General features: G+C 66.7%; 18 protein-coding genes. 9 read left to right on the top strand and 9 right to left on the bottom strand.

Annotated features, from left to right (window positions below):
• Positions 1–59: 59 nt before the first annotated feature.
• The 3 genes from G5B46_RS09945 to G5B46_RS09935 all read left to right on the top strand — a co-directional run bounded on the left by G5B46_RS09945 (position 60) and on the right by G5B46_RS09935 (position 3,420).
• Positions 60–1,058: an aldo/keto reductase gene (locus G5B46_RS09945; protein WP_165258258.1), complete on the top strand. Its 999-nt coding sequence runs from the start codon at positions 60–62 to the stop codon at positions 1,056–1,058.
• Positions 1,059–1,273: 215 nt separating this feature from the next.
• On the top strand, positions 1,274–2,290 hold the full coding sequence (locus G5B46_RS09940; protein ID WP_165258256.1) for a mechanosensitive ion channel domain-containing protein: 1,017 nt from the start codon (positions 1,274–1,276) through the stop codon (positions 2,288–2,290).
• An 80-nt stretch (positions 2,291–2,370) separates the two neighbouring features.
• Positions 2,371–3,420, top strand: coding sequence for a CoA ester lyase (locus G5B46_RS09935; protein ID WP_165258254.1), 1,050 nt, complete (start codon positions 2,371–2,373; stop codon positions 3,418–3,420).
• Here the strand turns inward: G5B46_RS09935 and G5B46_RS09930 are convergent.
• Entirely contained in the window at positions 3,408–3,854 is a 447-nt protein-coding gene (locus G5B46_RS09930; protein ID WP_165258252.1) for a hypothetical protein, read from the bottom strand. The two genes, G5B46_RS09935 and G5B46_RS09930, sit on opposite strands and share 13 nt — an antisense overlap.
• A 187-nt stretch (positions 3,855–4,041) precedes the next feature.
• On the opposite strand from G5B46_RS09930, the gene G5B46_RS09925 reads away from it, so the two are divergent.
• Complete coding sequence (locus G5B46_RS09925; protein WP_165258250.1) at positions 4,042–5,436, top strand: nicotinate phosphoribosyltransferase; 1,395 nt, start codon at positions 4,042–4,044, stop codon at positions 5,434–5,436.
• A 53-nt stretch (positions 5,437–5,489) separates the two neighbouring features.
• On the opposite strand, the gene G5B46_RS09920 is transcribed toward G5B46_RS09925, so the two are convergent.
• Positions 5,490–6,176 (bottom strand): type 1 glutamine amidotransferase domain-containing protein, encoded by a 687-nt coding sequence (locus G5B46_RS09920; protein WP_165258248.1) that lies wholly within the window; start codon positions 6,174–6,176, stop codon positions 5,490–5,492.
• Between the two features lie 150 nt (positions 6,177–6,326).
• Here G5B46_RS09920 and G5B46_RS09915 point away from each other — a divergent pair, with 150 nt between their 5' ends.
• Complete coding sequence (locus G5B46_RS09915; RefSeq protein WP_165258246.1) at positions 6,327–6,677, top strand: hypothetical protein; 351 nt, start codon at positions 6,327–6,329, stop codon at positions 6,675–6,677.
• 39 nt (positions 6,678–6,716) lie between these two features.
• Positions 6,717–7,031: a hypothetical protein gene (locus G5B46_RS09910; protein ID WP_165258244.1), complete on the top strand. Its 315-nt coding sequence runs from the start codon at positions 6,717–6,719 to the stop codon at positions 7,029–7,031.
• Here the strand turns inward: G5B46_RS09910 and G5B46_RS09905 are convergent.
• From G5B46_RS09905 to G5B46_RS09895, 3 genes are read right to left on the bottom strand one after another with little or no spacing between them, the layout of a single operon-like run.
• A complete protein-coding gene (locus tag G5B46_RS09905) occupies positions 7,028–7,825 on the bottom strand; it encodes a hypothetical protein (RefSeq protein ID WP_165258242.1) in 798 nt (265 codons plus the stop codon). The genes G5B46_RS09910 and G5B46_RS09905 overlap by 4 nt on opposite strands.
• 41 nt (positions 7,826–7,866) lie before the next feature.
• The gene (gene argJ / locus G5B46_RS09900) at positions 7,867–9,396 is read right to left on the bottom strand and encodes a bifunctional glutamate N-acetyltransferase/amino-acid acetyltransferase ArgJ (protein ID WP_205691579.1); all 1,530 of its coding nucleotides are present in this window, start codon (positions 9,394–9,396) and stop codon (positions 7,867–7,869) included.
• Complete coding sequence (locus tag G5B46_RS09895) at positions 9,393–10,379, bottom strand: peptidyl-prolyl cis-trans isomerase (RefSeq protein ID WP_165258240.1); 987 nt, start codon at positions 10,377–10,379, stop codon at positions 9,393–9,395. Before G5B46_RS09895 ends, argJ begins: the two co-directional genes overlap by 4 nt.
• Positions 10,380–10,750: 371 nt before the next feature.
• Here G5B46_RS09895 and secA point away from each other — a divergent pair, with 371 nt between their 5' ends.
• Complete coding sequence (gene secA, locus G5B46_RS09890) at positions 10,751–13,516, top strand: preprotein translocase subunit SecA (RefSeq protein ID WP_165258238.1); 2,766 nt, start codon at positions 10,751–10,753, stop codon at positions 13,514–13,516.
• 298 nt (positions 13,517–13,814) lie between these two features.
• Positions 13,815–14,279 (top strand): hypothetical protein, encoded by a 465-nt coding sequence (locus G5B46_RS09885; RefSeq protein WP_165258236.1) that lies wholly within the window; start codon positions 13,815–13,817, stop codon positions 14,277–14,279.
• 364 nt (positions 14,280–14,643) lie between these two features.
• Here G5B46_RS09885 and G5B46_RS09880 read toward each other — a convergent pair whose 3' ends face one another.
• The 4 genes from G5B46_RS09880 to G5B46_RS09865 form a co-directional block, all read right to left on the bottom strand.
• Positions 14,644–14,946, bottom strand: coding sequence for a hypothetical protein (locus tag G5B46_RS09880; RefSeq protein WP_165258234.1), 303 nt, complete (start codon positions 14,944–14,946; stop codon positions 14,644–14,646).
• 631 nt (positions 14,947–15,577) lie between these two features.
• Positions 15,578–15,958 carry a type II toxin-antitoxin system VapC family toxin gene (locus G5B46_RS09875; RefSeq protein ID WP_165258232.1) on the bottom strand — a complete coding sequence of 127 codons (381 nt, stop codon included), beginning with the start codon at positions 15,956–15,958 and terminating at the stop codon, positions 15,578–15,580.
• On the bottom strand, positions 15,955–16,224 hold the full coding sequence (locus tag G5B46_RS09870; RefSeq protein WP_165258230.1) for a type II toxin-antitoxin system prevent-host-death family antitoxin: 270 nt from the start codon (positions 16,222–16,224) through the stop codon (positions 15,955–15,957). The genes G5B46_RS09875 and G5B46_RS09870 overlap by 4 nt, the downstream gene beginning before the upstream one ends.
• Before the next feature lie 84 nt (positions 16,225–16,308).
• Entirely contained in the window at positions 16,309–17,271 is a 963-nt protein-coding gene (locus G5B46_RS09865; protein ID WP_058350468.1) for an acetyl-CoA carboxylase carboxyltransferase subunit alpha, read from the bottom strand.
• Between the two features lie 284 nt (positions 17,272–17,555).
• Here G5B46_RS09865 and G5B46_RS09860 point away from each other — a divergent pair, with 284 nt between their 5' ends.
• On the top strand, positions 17,556–17,750 hold the full coding sequence (locus G5B46_RS09860) for a hypothetical protein (protein ID WP_058350467.1): 195 nt from the start codon (positions 17,556–17,558) through the stop codon (positions 17,748–17,750).
• Positions 17,751–17,813: the final 63 nt, after the last annotated feature.

Raw genomic sequence — 17,813 nt, 5'->3', positions numbered from 1 at the left:
CCATCTCCCAGCCGTCGCGGCGAGGGCCGCGATCGAAATTCTCCAAAAAGGAGCTGCCCATGAAGACGCGCAAACTCGGCGACGGCCTGGAGGTCTCGGCCCTCGGTCTTGGCTGCATGGGCATGAGCTGGGCCTATGGGCCCGCGCCCGACAAGCAGGCGATGTTCGACCTGATGGCCAAGGCCGTCGACCTGGGCGTGACCTTCTTCGACACCGCCGAGGTCTATGGCCCGTACGTCAACGAGGAACTGGTCGGCGAGGGGCTGAAGCCCTTCCGCGACAAGGTCGTGATCGCCACCAAGTTCGGTTTCGACATCGCCCCCGACGAAGCCGGCGTTCCGCGCATGCGCGGCGTCAACTCGCGGCCCGACAACATCCGCGCGGTGGCCGAGGCTTCGCTCAAGCGCCTGGGCGTCGACGTGATCGACCTCTTCTACCAGCATCGCGTCGACCCGAACGTGCCGATCGAGGACGTGGCCGGAACCGTCAAGGACCTGATCGCCGAGGGCAAGGTCAAGCATTTCGGCCTGTCGGAGGCCGGCGCGGCCACCATCCGCAAGGCTCATGCGGTGCAGCCGGTGGCGGCGCTGCAGAGCGAGTATTCGCTGTGGACGCGCGGGATCGAAGCGCAGGTGCTGCCGACCATCCGCGAACTGGGCGTCGGCCTGGTGCCCTACAGCCCGCTGGGCCGGGGCTTCCTGACCGGCGCGATCAAGGCCGGCGACGGCTTTGGCAAGGACGACTTCCGCTCGACCCTGCCGCGCTTCCAGGGCGAGGCCATCGCCAAGAACCAGTCGCTGGTCGAGGCCCTGGTCGAACTGGCCGGCGAAAAGGGCGTGACGCCCGCCCAGCTGGCCCTGGCCTGGCTGCTGGCGCAGGGCGACGACATCGCCCCGATCCCGGGCACGACGAAGGCCGCGCGCCTGCAGGAGAACATCGGCGCGCTCGACGTCGCGCTGAGCGCCGACGACCTGGCGAAGATCGCCGCGGCGGTGCCTGAGACCGAGGTCGAGGGCGCGCGGTACGCGGAAGCCGGGTTGGCGATGGTGGGGCGCTGATCCAGACCGAGCCCGCACTTGCGAGAACCTCCCCCCGTGGGGGAGGCGATCGCGTAGCGATCGGTGGGGGGCGTGATTGTGAGATAGGCCAGGGCATCGGAAGCTGAAAACTTCCCCCCACCGGCCTTCGGCCGCCTCCCCCACGGGGGGAGGTCCCTTGCCATCCGGTCCGCGGGTCTTGAACCCGTCGCCCGCCCGCGCTCAAACTCCGCCCCATGAGCGACAATCCCCTGCAGCGCCTGGACGCCCTCGAGCTGGTCAAGCTCGGCAAGTCGGCGATCACGGTGGGCGGGCTGGGTGCGGGGATCGTCATCGTCATCGCCGCCCTGCTGGCCGCGCGGCTGGCGGCGGCGGGCCTTCGGCGCCTGCGGGCGCGGGCGGCCGACAGCGGACCCTCGCTCTATGTGGTCGAGAAGCTGACCACCTACGGCCTGGTGCTGGTGGGCCTGCTGGCCGGCCTGTCGACCATGGGCATCGACCTGACCTCGCTGACCGTCTTCGCCGGCGCCGTCGGCGTGGGCGTCGGCCTGGGCCTTCAGGGCGTGATCAAGGACTTCGCCTCGGGCGTCAGCCTGGTGTTCGAGCGGCTGGTGGCGGTGGGCGACTTCGTCGAGCTGTCGAACGGCGCGCGAGGCGTCGTGCACGAGATCGGGCCGCGCGCCACGCGCATCCGCACCAACGACGCCACCGACGTGATCGTGCCCAACTCGGTGCTGGTCAACGACCAGGTGATCAACTGGACCCTGCGCAACACCACGCGGCGCATTCGGGTGCCGTTCGTCACCGCCTTCGGGGTCGACAAGGAAGCGGTGCGCGAGGCGGTGCTGAAGGCGGCCCGCAGCGTGCCCTTCACCAGCGCCGACGACGCGGTGCGCCGCACCCAGGTGTGGCTGGTCGGTTATGGCGAGCACGCCCTGAAGTTCGAGCTGATCGTCTGGCCGACGGTCGAGGCCGTGCGTCGGCCGGCGGCGATCTTCGCGGCCTATACCTGGGCCATCGACGACGCCCTGCGCGGGGCCGGGATCGAAATCCCCTATCCGCAGCGCGACGTGCGACTGCGCGGCCTGTTCGGCGAGGAGGGCGAGGACGCCCGCGCCGCCCTGCGCCTGGAGCCGCGCGCGGCGCGCAAGGCCCGAGGCAAGGCGGCCGCTCACGTCTCGCAGAACGACGCCGCCGACGAGCTGGGGCGGGAAGATCCCGATGATGCGCCGCCGAGACCGGCGCAGGGCTGACCCTGCGTCGCCCTTGACCCCCTGGCGCTAGCGCCGCAGTCTTCTCGCAACTGCGAAATAAGCACCTAGGGAAGACGCGCATGAAGACCGCCCGAGGCTTCTTCAAACCCCTGGCCATCGGCGCCCCGGCGCCGTGGCGGGAGCTTCCCGCCCGCGTCGAGCGGATGATCCACTTCGTGCCGCCGCACCTGGAGAAGGTGCGGGCCAAGGTCGGCGAGATCGCCCCCACGGTCGACGTGATCCTGGCCAATCTGGAAGACGCCATCCCCGCCGACGCCAAGGGCGCGGCCCTGGCCGGGACCATCGCGATGTCGCGCGAGGTCGACTTTGCGGCCCTGGGCGTTGGCCTGTGGGTGCGGATCAACTGCCTCAACTCGCCCTGGCATCTCGACGAGGTGGCGACCCTGGTCGAGAAGGCCGGCGACAAGATCGACGTCATCATGGTCCCCAAGGTCGAGGGGCCTTGGGACATCTTCTACATCGACCAGCTGCTGGCCTCGCTGGAGGCCAAGCACGGGGTGACCCGGCCTATCCTGCTGCACGCCATCCTGGAGACGGCCGAAGGGGTTATGAACGTCGAGCAGATCGCCGGCGCCAGTCCGCGCATGCAGGGGATTTCGCTGGGCCCGGCCGACCTGGCCGCCAGCCGGGCGATGAAGACGACGCGGGTCGGCGGCGGCCATCCGGGCTATCGCGTCATAGAAGATCCGCATGCGGACGGTTCGCCCCGCGTCTCGGTCCAGCAGGACCTCTGGCACTACACCTTCGCCAAGATGGTCGACGCCTGCGCGGCCCACGGCATCAAGCCGTTCTATGGTCCGTTCGGGGCCATCGACGATCCCGTCGCCTGCGAGCAGCAGTTCCGCAACGCCTTCCTGATGGGCTGCGCCGGGGCCTGGAGCCTGCACCCCAGCCAGATCGCCATCGCCAAGAGCGTGTTCAGTCCCGACCCCGCCGAGGTGGCCTTCGCCAAGCGCATCCTGGAGGCCATGCCCGACGGCTCGGGCGTGGCGATGATCGACGGCAAGATGCAGGACGACGCCACCTGGAAACAGGCCAAGGTGATGGTCGACTGTGCCCGCCAGATCGCCGCCAAGGACGCCGAGTACGCGGCGCTCTACGGGTTCTGAGGATCGGCCAGGCTGAGGGGCGGCCGGCGCGCCATCCGCCGCTCGCCCTCGCGCGAAACGGGACGGCCCAGCACGCCGTGCGCCGTCAGGGTCCCGAGGATCACGAGCGGCGCGAGGAGGCCGGGCTCGTACGTGAACCGAAACAGCATGAGCAGGAACCATAGGGCCAGCAGCAGGCCCAAGCCGCTGGCGAGGTTTGCGGCGATGCGCAGCGGGCGGTTCTTGTCGCGCCGGGAGAAGGCGTTGAGGACGTAGCCCAGGGTCAGCGCGCCGAGGATGACCAGCACCGGGCCAAGGGCGCTGGTCATTTCGCTCGGATCCTCCTCGAACTCGTCGAAGTAGGGCGCGATGCACGAGGCGACGCCCGCCGCCGTCTGCAGGCCGGTCACGACCGCCGCGCCGCCCTGCACCAGCATGTAGCTTCGTCTGCCCATGAACGCTCCCCCGAACACGCGCCCGAGGCTGGGCTGGTCCCGCGCGTCGGTCCAGGGGCGCAAGGGGGCGTGCGCCGACAATCCTCGGGTCCTGCACCCGGCCTGCACGCGGGGGCTGACAACGCAGGACGCGCGCCACTAGCATGGGCGTGGTCGGGCGTGCGCCGACGGTGCGAGGCGCCCCCTGATGTTCGACAACCTGATCCTCGACACCGACAGCTACAAGGCCAGCCACTGGCTGCAGTATCCGCCCAGGACCACGGGCGCCTTCTTCTATGTCGAGAGCCGCGGCGGGCGCTATGACCGCACGGTCTTCTTCGGTCTGCAGGCGATCCTGAAGACGGCGCTGGTCACCCCCGTCACCCACGCCATGGTCGACGAGGCCGCGCAGCTGCTGGCCGCGCACGGCGAGCCCTTCAACGAGGCCGGCTGGCGGCGGATCGTCGACGTGCACGGCGGCCGCCTGCCGGTGCGCATCCGCGCCGTGCCCGAGGGGGCGGTGGTTCCCACGCACCAGGCGCTGATGACCATCGAGAACACCGACCCGGAGTGCTTCTGGCTGCCGTCCTACCTGGAGACCCTGCTGCTGCGGGTCTGGTATCCGGTCACCGTCGCGACCATCAGCTGGAGCGTAAAGCAGACCCTCCGGGCGGCGCTGGAAAAGACCTGCGACGATCCCGAGGGCCAGCTGCCGTTCAAGCTGCACGACTTCGGGGCGCGGGGCGTCTCCAGCAGGGAAAGCGCGGCGATCGGGGGCCTGGCTCACCTCGTCAACTTCCTGGGCAGCGACACCCTGGCCGCCGTGCAGGCGGGGCGGGCCTGGTACAACGAGCCGATGGCGGCCTTCTCAATCCCGGCCGCCGAGCACAGCACCATCACCAGCTGGGGCCGCGATCGCGAGGCCGACGCCTATCGCAACATGCTGAAGAGCTTCGGCAAGCCGGGCGGCCTGTTCTCGGTGGTGTCCGACAGCTACGACCTGTTCGACGCGGTCAGCCGCATCTGGGGGCAGGAGCTGCGCGAGGCGGTGATCGCCAGCGGCGCGACGGTGGTGATCCGCCCCGACTCCGGCGACCCGGTCACCATCGTCGCCGAGACCCTGAGGCGCCTGGACGAAGCCTTCGGCAGCACGGTGAACGCCAAGGGCTACAAGGTGCTAAGCCACGTGCGGGTGATCCAGGGCGACGGGGTCAATCCGGTCAGCATCGCCGCCATCCTCGACCGCGTGATCGCCGACGGCTTCTCCGCCGAGAACCTGGCCTTCGGCATGGGCGGCGGCCTCTTGCAGCAACTGGACCGCGACACCCAGCGCTTCGCGCTGAAGTGCTCGGCGGCCAAGGTCGACGGGGCGTGGATCGACGTCAGCAAGAACCCGGTCACCGATCCGGGCAAGCGCTCCAAGGCCGGGCGGCTGATGCTGCAGCGAAACGCGGCGGGCGAGTATCGCACGGTCGCGGTGGCCGAGGGCGAGACCGCGCCGCAGGGCTGGACCGACGCCATGGTCACGGTGTGGGAGGACGGCGCGCTGCTGGTCGACCACGCGCTGGCCGACGTGCGAGCGCGCAGCGAACTGAGGGTGTGACCCCCTCCCGTAAGATCCCCGCGGAAGCGGGGGTTCTACGGGAGGGGACGAGGTCAGGCCCGCGCCGCCAGGCGCTTGACCAGGGCGTGGGCGACGGCGTCGCTGCTGGCGGGGTTCTGGCCGGTGATCAGGTCGCCGTCCTCGACGACGTGGGGCGCCCAGTCGGGACCCTTCTCATAGAGGCCGCCGTTCGCCTTCAGCATGTCCTCGACCAGGAACGGCACGATGTCGGTCAGCTCGACGGCGTCCTCCTCGCCGTTGGTGAAGCCGGTGACCTTGCGGCCGGCCACCAGCGGGCGGCCGTCGGCGGCCTTGACGTGGCGCAGGGCGCCGGGGGCGTGGCAGACCAGGGCCTGGGGCTTGCCGGCGCGGTCGAACGCCTCGATCAGGGCGACCGAGACGGGGGACTCGGCAAGATCCCACAGCGGGCCATGGCCGCCGGGATAGAAGACGGCGTCGAAGTCGGCGGCCTTCACGTCGGCCAGCGGAACGGTCTGGGCCAGGGCCTCCAGCGCGGCCTCGTCGGCCTGGAACCGGCGGGTCGCGTCGGTCTGGAAGTCGGGCAGGTCGCTCTTGGGATCGAGCGGCGGCTGGCCGCCCGCCGGCGAGGCCAGGACGAGGTCGGCGCCGGCGTCCTTGAACACGTAGTACGGCGCGGCCAGCTCCTCCAGCCAGAAGCCGGTCTTCTTGCCGGTGTCGCCGAGGGTGTCGTGCGAGGTCAGGACGATGAGGATTTTCATGGCGGGCTCTTTGCTGTGAAGATCGGGGCTGTGAGGATCGGGGCTGCGAAGATCGGGCGGGCGAGGATGGCGTTTGGGGGCGTCGATCTTTCCGGCATATGGGGTGGCTGGGCGTGGCCGCCATCGCGGGTCTGGTCAGCGGGGGTGAGAATGGCGGTGCGAAGGAAGTTGCTGGACCAACTGCACGCGATCTCCGATCGCGACGCCATGGAGTGGTTCGCGCTTGCCGGGGTCGCGCTGCTGACCCTGGGCTGGAACGGCTGGAACCTGGCGCAGCATCTGATCCACGGCCGGATCTATGTGCTCGACCAGAACCACGCCCACTGGGCCTACTGGAGCCAGGAGCCGCGCGGCGACGCCGTGTTGATCGCGCTGGCCTGCGCCGCGGCCGGCGGCGTCGGTCTGGCCTTGCTGGCGACGATGGCGACGCTGCGCATGACCCGCGGCCGGCCGTCGAAGCCGCACGAGACGATGCACAGCGCCAGGCTGGATCGGCTCTAGGCGTGCTCTCGGATCCGAAACGTCAGCCAAGGTGACGCCATGAAGAAGATCGTCCTGCTTGGGCTTCTCGCCCTGACCGCCTGCGATACGGCGTGGAACCGCTTCGACGTGCGTGTCGCCGACGGCGAGGTCGTCGGCGCCGAGCTTCGGCTGTGCGACCGGCAGGTTCCGCTTTCCAGGTCGGGGGACCGCTTCACCGGCGTCCAGCCCGCCAAGTGCGAAGGACATGGCGAGATCCTGGTGTCGTTCGCCGATCGCCAGACCGCCTCCTGCCACATCGGCTACGTCACGCCCGGCTTGGACCAGGTCTTCGACTTCATCGTCCGCGACGGCCGCTGCGAGGCGGTGGTCTAGGTAAGCAGCGTGCGGCGGCCACCCAAGATGGAGAGCGCCTTGGCGATCTGGTCGCTGGAGGACGTGCCTTTTTCATGGGCCAGGAACGAGACGAGCGTGATCGGCCGGCCGTTGCGGGCGGCCGCCTCGACCTTGTGGTGACCGTCGAGCAGGTAGTGCGCCAGGCACCAATGGGTCTCCTCATCGGTGTACTTTACGTCGAGCACAGAGATGGCGAGCGCCGTGGGTTCCTGGCCGTCTTCGATGAGCGCACGGTAATGGTCAATGCGCGAAGGCGCGAGGTCGCCGGGCGGGAACATCGGCATGATGAACTCGAACAATTGCTCGGTCGAAGCAACGGGTCGCACGCCGGCGCGGTAGTAGGGCGCCGCCGGTTCATTTTTCGGGTTCCAGGCGCCGCAGGGGCCCCAGGCCTTGAGCTGCTCACTGGTGAAGTAGTCGCCCGGCCCGCCATGGATTGTCGCTTGGGGTTCGACGCGCAGCAGCAGGGCGTCGTATCGGCCGCTCGGCATCGCCGCGGCCATCTGCTCTGTCAGCCCGGCCGCAAGTTCTGAGACGCCCGCTTCAAGGGTCTCGGCCAGGGCCTCTACGCCCAGTCCCCCCTTGGCGCCTTCCTTGCGCTCGAAGAAGAAGGTGCAGGTGTTGCAGACATTGCCGATCAGGTAGGCCGGCTGGCCGTCGATCGTCAGGAAGCGATACCATTCGGGCCAGTTGACGCCGCCCGTGGTCGAGAAGTCGAGCCGCGAGGCGTTACCGGCGGCGTCGACCGACAAGGATTGGATCAGGCTGCTCATGGAGCTCCAGTGGGCGAGGCGTTTGCCCCGCCTCGCGGCCCTTAAGACCGATAATCCCCGTTGATGGCCACGTACTGCTTGGTCAGGTCGCAGGTCCACACCGTGGAGCTGCCCTTGCCGACGCCGACCTCGACGGTGACCTCGAGCTCCTGGTTCTTCATGTAGGCGCTCATGGCCGCCTCGTCGTACTCGGCCGAGACCAGGCCGTCGCGGGCGGCGTAGAGCTCGCCGAAGCGGACGCTGATCTTTTCGCGGTTGACCGGCTCGTCGGCGCGGCCGACGGCCATGACGATGCGGCCCCAGTTGGCGTCCTCGCCGGCGAAGGCGGTCTTGACCAGCGGGCTCTCGGCGATGGTGCGGGCGATCTTGCGGGCCGACAGCGGGCTCTCGGCGCCGTTGACGGTGATCTTGACGAACTTGGTGGCGCCTTCGCCGTCGCGGACCAGCTGCATGGCGAGATCCAGCAGCACGCCTTCCAGCTTTTCGCGGAAGTCGGCCAGGCGCTTGTCGCCGGCCCGCGCGATCTTCGGCGCCGACGACTGCCCGGTCGCGAACAGCAGCAGCGTGTCGTTGGTCGAGCGGTCGCCGTCCACCGTCACGCAGTTGAAGGTGGTGCGGGTATAGAGCGAGACCAGGGTCTGCAGGGCGGCGGGCGCGATGGCCGCGTCGGTGGCCACGAAGGCCAGCATGGTGGCCATGTCGGGCGCGATCATGCCCGAGCCCTTGGCGATGCCGGCGATCTTGACCTCGTGGCCGTCGATCATCGCGGTCGCGTAGGCGCCCTTTGGGAAGGTGTCGGTGGTCATGATGGCCGAGGCCGCCTGGGCCCAGCCGTCGGCGGTGAGGCGGGTTTCCACCTCGCGCAGGTTCGAGGTGATCTTGCTGTCGTCGAGGATCACGCCGATGACGCCGGTCGAGGCCATCATCACGTCGCGCTGGCGGCAGTCGAAGCGCTTGCCCACAGCCGTGGCCACGCGACGCACGGCGTCGGCGCCGGGCTTGCCGGTGAAGCTGTTGGCGCAGCCGGCGTTGACCACCAGGGCGCGCACGTCGGCGCCGCCGCTGGCGGCCAACTGGCGCTTGCACCAGTCGACCGGGGCCGATCCGACGCCGTGGCGGGTGAAGACGCCCGCGCCCGAGGTGCCCTCGGCGAAGCGCATCAGCAGCAGGTCGGGGCGCTCGTGCTTGTAGAAGCCGGCGCGGCCGGTGGCGATCTCGACCCCGGCGATCGGCGGGATGACCGGGAACGGCACGGCCAGCGGCGAGACGGCCAGGCCCGGCTTGCCCGGGGCGACCGGCGGCGGGGCGACGACGGGCGCGGCCTGAGCGGGCGTCTCGCCGGCCGACTTCTGGGCGCGGCGCAGGCCGGCGCGCTTCAGGGCCGAGGCCAGCGGGTCGAGGGCGCGGTCCAGCGCGTGGCCGACCGTGGCGCCGACCTGGCCGACGATCTCGGCGGGGGTGGCGGTGGTCGGCGCCTTCTCGGCGGCTTTCGGCGCGGCCTTGGCCTTGGTCGGGGCCTTGGCGTTCTGGGCGGCCTTGTCGGTCGAGGTCGTGGTGGGCTTGCGGGTCATTTCTTCTGGACCGAGTTCTGGGCCGGAGCCGAGGCGGGCGGGGCGTTGTCGAGGTCGGAGCTGGGAGCGGGCTCGCCGCCGCCCGGCGGCGCGGAGGCCGGCTCCTGCGGGGCGCCGGGGATCTCCTGGCCCTTGCCGACCAGCATCTCCACCTTGGCGCCGCCGCGCAGTTTCTCCAGCAGGTCGCGGACCTGGTCGTAGGTGAGGAAACGCACGATCTGCGGACGGGCTTCCTCCAGGCTCATCGGCGCTTCCTGGCGCTTGTCCTCGACGCGCATCACCACCCAGCCGCCGTTGATGGCGAACGGGCCGACGAGGTCGCCCTTCTTGGCGTCCTTCAGGGCCACGGCGTAGGGATCGGGCATGATGTCGACGGTGAAGTAGTCGAGGTCGCCGCCCTTGAAGCGGGTGGCCTCGTCCTTGGAGCGCTCCATGGCCAGGGCGTCGAACGAGGCGCCGGTCGCCAGCAGCTTCTTGACGCTTTCGGCTTCGGCCTGGGTGGGCACCAGGATCTGGCGGGCGCGGATCTCCTCTGACTGCTTGGTCAGCTTCTGCTGCTCGCCGTAGAGGCCGCGGATGTTGTCCTCGGTGACGGCCTTCTCGACCATGCCCTCGACCAGCATGTCGCCCAGGATGCGCTCGCGGGCGGCGGCCAGGCGGCGCTGGGCCACGGGATCCTTGTCGAGCTTGCGCTCGATGGCCTCGGCGGCCAGCAGCTTCTGGTCGATGACCTCGTCGAGGACGCGGCGGAACAGGTCGGACGAGACGTCCAGCGGCTCGCCCTCGCCGATCAGGCCCTGGGCCACCGCCTCGCGCTTGACGTCCGAGGCCCAGACGGCGTGGCCGTCGACCCGCGCGACGGCCGTGTCGCCCGGCTCTGGCGGGCGCTCGTCGACGCCGCCGCGGCCGCAGGCGGCGACCAGCAGCGCCAGGCCGAGCACGGCGGCCGTCAGGAGCGAGCGAGGATTACGGACGGGGTTCATCGGGCGCGGATCTCCGCTGGTCATATGAAATGCGCTCTAGAGCGCGTCAGGCCAAAGGGAAAGCCGTTTCGGAAGGCTTGGCCCTCTAAACTTCGCGCGCGAGGATACGGTTCTCGGAACCGCGCGGCGCAATGAGGGTTTGCATCGCCGCCGAACGGGTTTCGCGCAGCGGGTGAAAGCTTGGCCTATCGGGCTTTTCGACGCCCCGGCGGGCCTGGCCTCGCGTTGACACTGGGAGGGGCGGTGCTTAAGTCTCGCGCGCGCGCCGTTTTCAGGGGTTCTACGATCTCGGCGCACCGTCATTACCGTAGTGAAGGCCGATAAAGCCTTAGCGCCGGCCACACTAAGTTCTCGCTCCGGATCCTTTCTGCATGCTCGGCTTCGCCAAAAAGCTCTTCGGTTCCTCCAACGAACGCAAGGTGAAGTCGCTTCACGGCCGCGTCGCCAAGATCAACGCGCTCGAGCCCCAGATGGCCGCGCTGTCGGACGAGGCGCTGAAGGCCAAGACCCAGGAATTCAAGGACCGCCTGGAAAAGGGCGAAACCCTCGACGACATCCTCAACGAAGCCTTCGCCGTGGTGCGCGAGGGGTCCAAGCGCGCTCTGGGCATGCGCCACTTCGACGTGCAGATGATCGGCGGCATGGTGCTGCACTTCGGCGGCATCTCCGAAATGCGCACGGGTGAAGGCAAGACGCTGGTCGCCACCCTGCCGACCTACCTGAACGCACTGGCCGGCAAGGGCGTGCACGTCATCACCGTCAACGACTACCTGGCCACCCGCGACGCCGAGTGGATGGGTCAGCTCTACAACTTCCTGGGCCTGTCCTACGGCATCATCGTCAACGGCCTGAGCCAAGGCGATCGCCAGCGCGCCTACCGCGCCGACATCACCTACGGCACCAACAACGAATTCGGCTTCGACTACCTGCGCGACAACCTCGTCTACGACGTCAACGAGATGGTCCAGCGCGGCCACCACTACGTGATCGTCGACGAAGTCGACTCGATCCTGATCGACGAAGCCCGCACCCCGCTGATCATCTCGGGCCCGACCGAGGACCGCAGCGAGTTCTACAAGACCATCGATCTGCTCGTTAAGGAGCTGATCAAGGACAAGACCACCTACGATCACGACGAGAAGCAGAAGCAGGTCATCCTGACCGAAGAGGGCCAGGAAAAGATCGAGGAAATCCTGATCGCCGGGAACCACCTCGCCGAGGACACCGCCGGCCTCTACGACGCGGCCAACATCTCGGTGGTGCACCACGTCAACCAGGCCCTGCGGGCCAACGTGCTCTACACGCGCGACAAGGACTACATCGTCAAGGGCGGCGAAGTCGTCCTGATCGACGAGTTCACCGGTCGCATGATGACCGGCCGCCGCCTGTCGGAAGGCCTGCACCAGGCCATCGAGGCCAAGGAAGGCGCCGACATCCAGCCCGAGAACCAGACCCTGGCCTCGGTGACGATCCAGAACTACTTCCGCCTCTACACCAAGCTGTCGGGCATGACCGGCACGGCCTCGACCGAGGCGCAGGAGTTCGACGACATCTACAAGATGGGCGTCAGCGAAATCCCGACCAACCGCGTCATCCAGCGCATCGACGACGACGACGAGGTCTATCGCACCGAGGCCGAGAAGAACCGCGCCATCCTGGTGCAGATCGCCGACTGCCACGTGCGCGGCCAGCCGATCCTGGTCGGCACCGTGTCGATCGAGAAGTCCGAAGAGCTGTCCAAGCTGCTCGACACCTACGAGTGGGAAGTCGAAGGCAAGACGCGCAAGGGCATCCCGCACCAGGTGCTGAACGCCCGCTTCCACGAGCAGGAAGCCGGCATCGTCGCCGACGCCGGCGTGCCCGGCGCGGTGACCATCGCCACCAACATGGCCGGTCGCGGCACCGACATCCAGCTGGGCGGCAGCATCGACATGCGCCTGTCCAAGTGGAAGATCGAGCAACGGGGCCTGGGCATCGAGGTCTCGCCGGAAGCCGAGGCCGAGCATCGCGCCGAGATCGAGGCCGAGATCGCCGACGCCAAGAAGGCGGCCCTGGCCGCCGGCGGCCTGTTCGTGCTGGGCACCGAGCGCCACGAAAGCCGCCGCATCGACAACCAGCTGCGCGGCCGCACCGGCCGTCAGGGCGACCCGGGTCGTTCGAAGTTCTTCCTGTCGTGCGAAGACGACCTGCTGCGCATCTTCGCCGGCGAGCGCCTGGACGCGATCATGCGCACCTTCGGCGTCCAGGACGGCGAGGCGATCACCCACCGCTGGCTGAACGCGGCCATCGCCAAGGCCCAGACCCGCGTCGAGCAGCGCAACTACGAGATCCGCAAGAACCTCCTGAAGTACGACGACGTCGTCAACGACCAGCGCAAGGCCGTGTTCGAGCAGCGCCAGGAGTTCATGGAATCGAGCGATCTGTCGGAAGTCATCCACGAGATGCGCCACGACGTGATCGACGACCTGGTCGCCCGCCACGTGCCGCCCAAGGCTTATGCCGAGCAGTGGGACATCGACGGGCTGCATGAGCGCGTCCAGGCCGTGCTGGGCATGGACCTGCCGCTGAAGGAATGGGCGTCCGAAGAGGGCGTCGACGACGAGGCCTTCCGCGAGCGCATCACCAAGGCCGCCGACGAGTACGCCGCCCAGCGTGAAGTGATCATCACGCCCGAGCAGATGCGCCAGGTGGAAAAGAGCTTCCTGCTGCAGATGATCGATCTGCAGTGGCGCGAGCACCTGATGCACCTGGACCACCTGCGCAACGTCATCGGCCTGCGCGGCTACGGCCAGCGCGACCCGCTGAACGAGTACAAGACCGAAGCCTTCAGCCTGTTCGAGAAGCTGCTGGGCGACCTGCGCACCAACACCACCCGCTGGCTGATGACGGTCGAGATCGCCTATGCCGAACCCGAGCCGCTGCACACGCCGGAAAACCTGATCCCGGTGCACCTGGACCCGCTGACCGGCGAGAACGCCGCCGTGGCCGGCGCGATCCCGGAAGGCCTGTCGCCCGAGCAGCGCGAGGCCCTGCCGGTGTCGTCCCTGCCGGAAGGCTGGGAGCGCACCAACCGCAACGGCGCCTGCCCCTGCGGTTCGGGCAAGAAGTTCAAGCAGTGCCACGGCTCGCTGGTCTGACGACCGGCGGGTTCGACAGAGCCTGAAACGACGAAGCCCGCCCCGGGAGACCGGGGCGGGCTTTTTCGTGGGCGGTGGGGTGTGATGTATCCTGATCGCCCTTAAGCTGAATTCGTTAAGAGAGGTAGGGCATGGCGAATACTGCTGATCAAATTCGTAGCGACTTCTCGCTTATCGGGGCTTGGTAAGGATGACTAATAGGCCAATTGGTAAAAGATTTTCGCACGTTTACGTGGATAAAGGTGAGCCTATATCCGACAGCAAAAGGGCGAGAAAGAGGGTTTCAAGTCTTTTTATGATGATGGCCTATACCCCGCGTGTTGAAATTGCGAGGCACATATCTTCAGAGATTGGGGTTGATTTCTCTTATTTAGGTGGTGATTTTGTAAGGGTAAGTTTGGTAGACTTTTTAGATATAGTGACAATATTTTGTCAAATGTCCTCCAGTTATATTGATGATCCCGTTGCTCGGGTTGAGAGGGTGTTTCGGGAGGAAAATCTGTCATACTCTTTAGGTGAGTATGGTGGAGTTCATTATCTGGTCGATGCGGAGTTTCATTCATCTCTGCAATCAAGCATAGCTGGTCTATCAGCGGCGGACTTTATCGCTGCAAGAGAGGCTCTTGAGCGTGTCCAGCCCGCCTTGGATGTTGATAACACGCGTGATGCGATTAGAGCTGTTTATGATGCCGCCGAAAATGTCTTCAAAGTTAAATTTGGAGCGTCGAGATTGGGTGCTTCTGAGATTGGTAGAGATATGTGAAAATATTTAGAAACTACTCAGGCTGGTGCGAGTCTTGATGCTGGTAAGCTGATGTTGAAATCATTCTCAGAGTGGACGAATGCTGCCCATCAATACCGACATATTGAAGGGACGCCTGATGCACCATCGCCACCCCTGGATTTAGCTATTTTGATGATAAGTCAGGGATTTTCGTGGGTGCGGTGGTTGGTGCGCATAGATACTGCCGCTGTGTGAAATTCCAGGATAATTTTTTAGTGAAGTGCGGTCGGTTATTTTTGTTAATGCATGCCCGGACAATCTGATCATATTTGATTTATGTGAATAATAAATTCTGAGCGTGAAGGTATTTCTCTGAATACCATTCAGAGTATGTGAGTGCATGTTAGCCGCCTTTCTTCACCCCCAGATCCATGCCCAGCGTCGGGCCGATGCCGTCGGGGTGGTCGCCGAAGGGATTGCGGCGGGCGCCGGCCAGCTTGGCGAGACGATCTCGCAGGTCGTCGTCGACGTGGACGATGTCGTCGATGGCGGCGGCCTGCTCGGCGCTGGCCTCCGATCCGTCGGGTTCGGCCAGCACCCGCTCGATCGCCGCCAGGAAGCGGGCCTCCTCGGGAGAGCCCGACGGCGGCGGCGCGTCCAGCCAGGCCAGCACGGTCTCGAGCGCGTCTTCGAAGGTCTGGGCCATGCGGGCGTCTCCTCTAGCGGGGGAGCTTGGGCAACGCCTCGCATGGCGTGTTGTTCAACAATTTCGGGCTATTTCAGGTTCAACGCTTCAATCTTATGCGATCTTTGCGTTGAGCTCGGGCAATAAGGTTTTCGATCTCGAGGGCGAATGCTTGGCGACTGTAAGAGAATGTCGTTCGTTCCGTTGCCTCAAGAAGTCTGTCAGATTCAGTCGTTATCCGACGAGGCGAGTATGTTCGGGCGCACTCATCTGCGATCCGTAGCGCAAGCTGTTCGCGATCAACGTTCTGGCGATAATTCTTCTCAATGAGGGGCGTTGCACATTGCCAATCTGCGGCCTCCGTCGTGCCCCGCTCCACGTTCTCCACCGCAAACAGGAGGGCAATGGAGATGAGTAGCATTAGGATCAAGCCACCGTGCCCATTGTCATTGTAGATAATGAGGATGTGGTAGCTATCTACCCTCGTCAATCTTCGCCGTCTCGATCGCGTATCGACTAAGGTCCTTCTCGTCGTGGCGGAAGGCGGCGGTGTCGTCGCTCATGGTCGTGATCCTCGGCATGGCCCCGGCATGGGGCCTTCGGGATCAGGACGAGACGAGCGCGGGCCTTGTGACATGGCCCTCTCAGATTTCTATCGAGAGATCAGATCCGTGCGGGCGAAGTCATCGCCGACGAACAGCAAGCGTCCGCCGCAATCGGAAGCCGTCACATAGGCGAAGCAGTCGCCCCAGTTCAGGCCTGCGGGATGAAAACCCTTGCCCCAACTCTGGTAGGCCTGCGCCACGCGCTCGGCGACGGCCTCGGAGACAGGCGCGATGGTCATCCCAAGATCGTCGAGCAGCTGACGCACCTGCGGCGTCACATTGCGGCGCGCGGCGACGATCAGGGTTTCGGCGAGCGTGCCGGCGGATATGACGAGGTCGGGCTCTTCGGCAAGGGCGGTGATGCATCGTCGCCCTTCCGGCTCGCCCAGAGCAATCGCCATCAAGGCGGAGGTGTCGACTGCGATCACCCCGGCATGCCGTCGTCGTAGAGGAAGTCCTGACTGCGGGCGGCCGAAGGGCCGGGTGTGGCCCGCGCCGCGCCTTCCTTGGCGATGGCTTCCATCAAGGCGCGGCGCTTGGCGGGGTCGAACTTGCCGGCGTTCGCCTTGGCCCGTATGGGGACCAAGCGGACGGTGGGCTGGCCATGTCTGGTCAGCACGACCTCGTCACCCGCCTCGGCCTTGAGGACGAGGTCGGTCAGTTGGCCTTCGGCGTCGGCGACCGAGATTTCCATGAAGCGCTCGTTCCAGGCCAGTTTGATGGCCTGGAACGAAAGATGATGCGTCGATCGATGATCGTCAACGCGAGCGCCCGCTTGCTACTGCAGCCCTTCGCGGCCGATGGCGTAGAAGCGTTCGGCGCGCTGGCGCTTGAGTTCGGCGGGGGTCAGGAGCGACAGCTTCTTCAGCTCGTCCTCGACCGCGTCGCCGACGGCCTTGATGGCGGCTTCCGGATCCGAATGGGCGCCGCCGGCCGGTTCCTCGACGATGCGGTCGACGATGCGCAGCTTGATCAGGTCTTGCGCCGTGATCTTCATGTTGGTGGCCGCGTCCTTGGCCCGGGCGCCGTCGCGCCACAGGATCGAGGCCGCGCCTTCCGGCGAGATCACCGAATAGATCGAGTGCTCGAGGATCAGCACGCGGTTGGCGCCGGCCAGCGCGATGGCGCCGCCCGAGCCGCCTTCGCCGGTGACGGTGGCCACCATCGGGGTGCCCAGGGTCAGGCAGCGCTCGGTCGAGCGGGCGATGGCCTCGGCCTGGCCGCGCTCTTCGGCGCCCAGGCCCGGATAGGCGCCGGCGGTGTCGACGAAGGTGACGACCGGCAGGTTGAAGCGCTCGGCCATGTCCATCAGGCGCACGGCCTTGCGGTAGCCTTCGGGGCGGGCCATGCCGAAGTTGTGCTTGAGGCGGGTGGTGGTGTCGTAGCCCTTCTCGTGGCCCATCACGACCACGGGCATGCCGCGGAAGCGGCCCAGGCCCCCGACGATCGCCTGGTCGTCGGCGAACTTGCGGTCGCCGCGCAGCTCGACGAACTCGTCGATCAGGCCCGCGACATAATCACGCAGGTGAGGGCGCTGCGGGTGGCGGGCGACCATCGTCTTCTGCCAGGCGTCGAGGCCGGCATAGGCCTCCTTGCGCAGCACCTGCACGCGCTCGCGCAGGGCGCCGATCTCGCTGTCGAACGCGCCAGGGCCAGCCGTCTCGGAAAGCTTTGAAAGCTCTTCGATCTTGGCTTCCAGGTCGGCGATGGGTCGCTCGAAATCGAGATAGTGCGCGGCCATGAGTCTCTTAACGTCGCCGTTTGCGAAAGGTTGGCGAACCTAGTGCGTGATGACGCCCAGGGAAAGCGCATTCACGCGGAATTGGAACCACCGTCTCGGCGACGGATTCCCTGGTTGCGGGATTCGTCCCCAACTGAGTCCTGTTAAGAAACCGAACCCCTATGGTGAATCGAACGCCGATCATTATATTGGGTTCTCAAGAGCCGGCTGCGGAAGTCAGCTGGCGCTGCGGCCCCGCCCATCGAACATGGACACGGCCCGCCTGATGAGGACGCATCGTTCCCATGCAGGTGTTCACCTTCTTCTGTGTCGAGCGCGACGGCTCGGTTCCCCGTTTCGACGTCACGGCCTGCGCCGACGACCATGCCGCGCGCCTGCGGGCCAACGAGCTGTTCGACATGCATCGCGGCTGCAACGAGGTCGAGGTCTGGCGCGGCGCCACGCACCTGTTCAAGGTCGGGGCCGGCGCGGCCGCCTGAACCTTCACGTTCGCGCGGATTCAACCAAGCGCATGATCGGGCAAGGCGCCACATTGGCGTTCT

The organism is Caulobacter sp. 602-2, from assembly GCF_011043625.1.
In the GTDB taxonomy this organism is placed as follows: Bacteria; Pseudomonadota; Alphaproteobacteria; order Caulobacterales; family Caulobacteraceae; genus Caulobacter.
The sequence above is the reverse complement of the archived record's forward strand: the minus strand, read 5'-3'. Positions and strand labels throughout refer to the sequence as shown.

What these genes read in the sequence shown, in the direction of transcription:
- G5B46_RS09945 (WP_165258258.1), top strand. Translation starts at nt 60, where the DNA reads ATGAAGACGCGCAAACTCGGCGACGGCCTGGAGGTCTCGGCCCTCGGT.
- G5B46_RS09940 (WP_165258256.1), top strand. Translation starts at nt 1,274, where the DNA reads ATGAGCGACAATCCCCTGCAGCGCCTGGACGCCCTCGAGCTGGTCAAG.
- G5B46_RS09935 (WP_165258254.1), top strand. Translation starts at nt 2,371, where the DNA reads ATGAAGACCGCCCGAGGCTTCTTCAAACCCCTGGCCATCGGCGCCCCG.
- G5B46_RS09930 (WP_165258252.1), bottom strand. Translation starts at nt 3,854, where the DNA reads ATGGGCAGACGAAGCTACATGCTGGTGCAGGGCGGCGCGGCGGTCGTG.
- G5B46_RS09925 (WP_165258250.1), top strand. Translation starts at nt 4,042, where the DNA reads ATGTTCGACAACCTGATCCTCGACACCGACAGCTACAAGGCCAGCCAC.
- G5B46_RS09920 (WP_165258248.1), bottom strand. Translation starts at nt 6,176, where the DNA reads ATGAAAATCCTCATCGTCCTGACCTCGCACGACACCCTCGGCGACACC.
- G5B46_RS09915 (WP_165258246.1), top strand. Translation starts at nt 6,327, where the DNA reads ATGGCGGTGCGAAGGAAGTTGCTGGACCAACTGCACGCGATCTCCGAT.
- G5B46_RS09910 (WP_165258244.1), top strand. Translation starts at nt 6,717, where the DNA reads ATGAAGAAGATCGTCCTGCTTGGGCTTCTCGCCCTGACCGCCTGCGAT.
- G5B46_RS09905 (WP_165258242.1), bottom strand. Translation starts at nt 7,825, where the DNA reads ATGAGCAGCCTGATCCAATCCTTGTCGGTCGACGCCGCCGGTAACGCC.
- argJ (WP_205691579.1), bottom strand. Translation starts at nt 9,396, where the DNA reads ATGACCCGCAAGCCCACCACGACCTCGACCGACAAGGCCGCCCAGAAC.
- G5B46_RS09895 (WP_165258240.1), bottom strand. Translation starts at nt 10,379, where the DNA reads ATGAACCCCGTCCGTAATCCTCGCTCGCTCCTGACGGCCGCCGTGCTC.
- secA (WP_165258238.1), top strand. Translation starts at nt 10,751, where the DNA reads ATGCTCGGCTTCGCCAAAAAGCTCTTCGGTTCCTCCAACGAACGCAAG.
- G5B46_RS09885 (WP_165258236.1), top strand. Translation starts at nt 13,815, where the DNA reads ATGATGGCCTATACCCCGCGTGTTGAAATTGCGAGGCACATATCTTCA.
- G5B46_RS09880 (WP_165258234.1), bottom strand. Translation starts at nt 14,946, where the DNA reads ATGGCCCAGACCTTCGAAGACGCGCTCGAGACCGTGCTGGCCTGGCTG.
- G5B46_RS09870 (WP_165258230.1), bottom strand. Translation starts at nt 16,224, where the DNA reads ATGGAAATCTCGGTCGCCGACGCCGAAGGCCAACTGACCGACCTCGTC.
- G5B46_RS09865 (WP_058350468.1), bottom strand. Translation starts at nt 17,271, where the DNA reads ATGGCCGCGCACTATCTCGATTTCGAGCGACCCATCGCCGACCTGGAA.
- G5B46_RS09860 (WP_058350467.1), top strand. Translation starts at nt 17,556, where the DNA reads ATGCAGGTGTTCACCTTCTTCTGTGTCGAGCGCGACGGCTCGGTTCCC.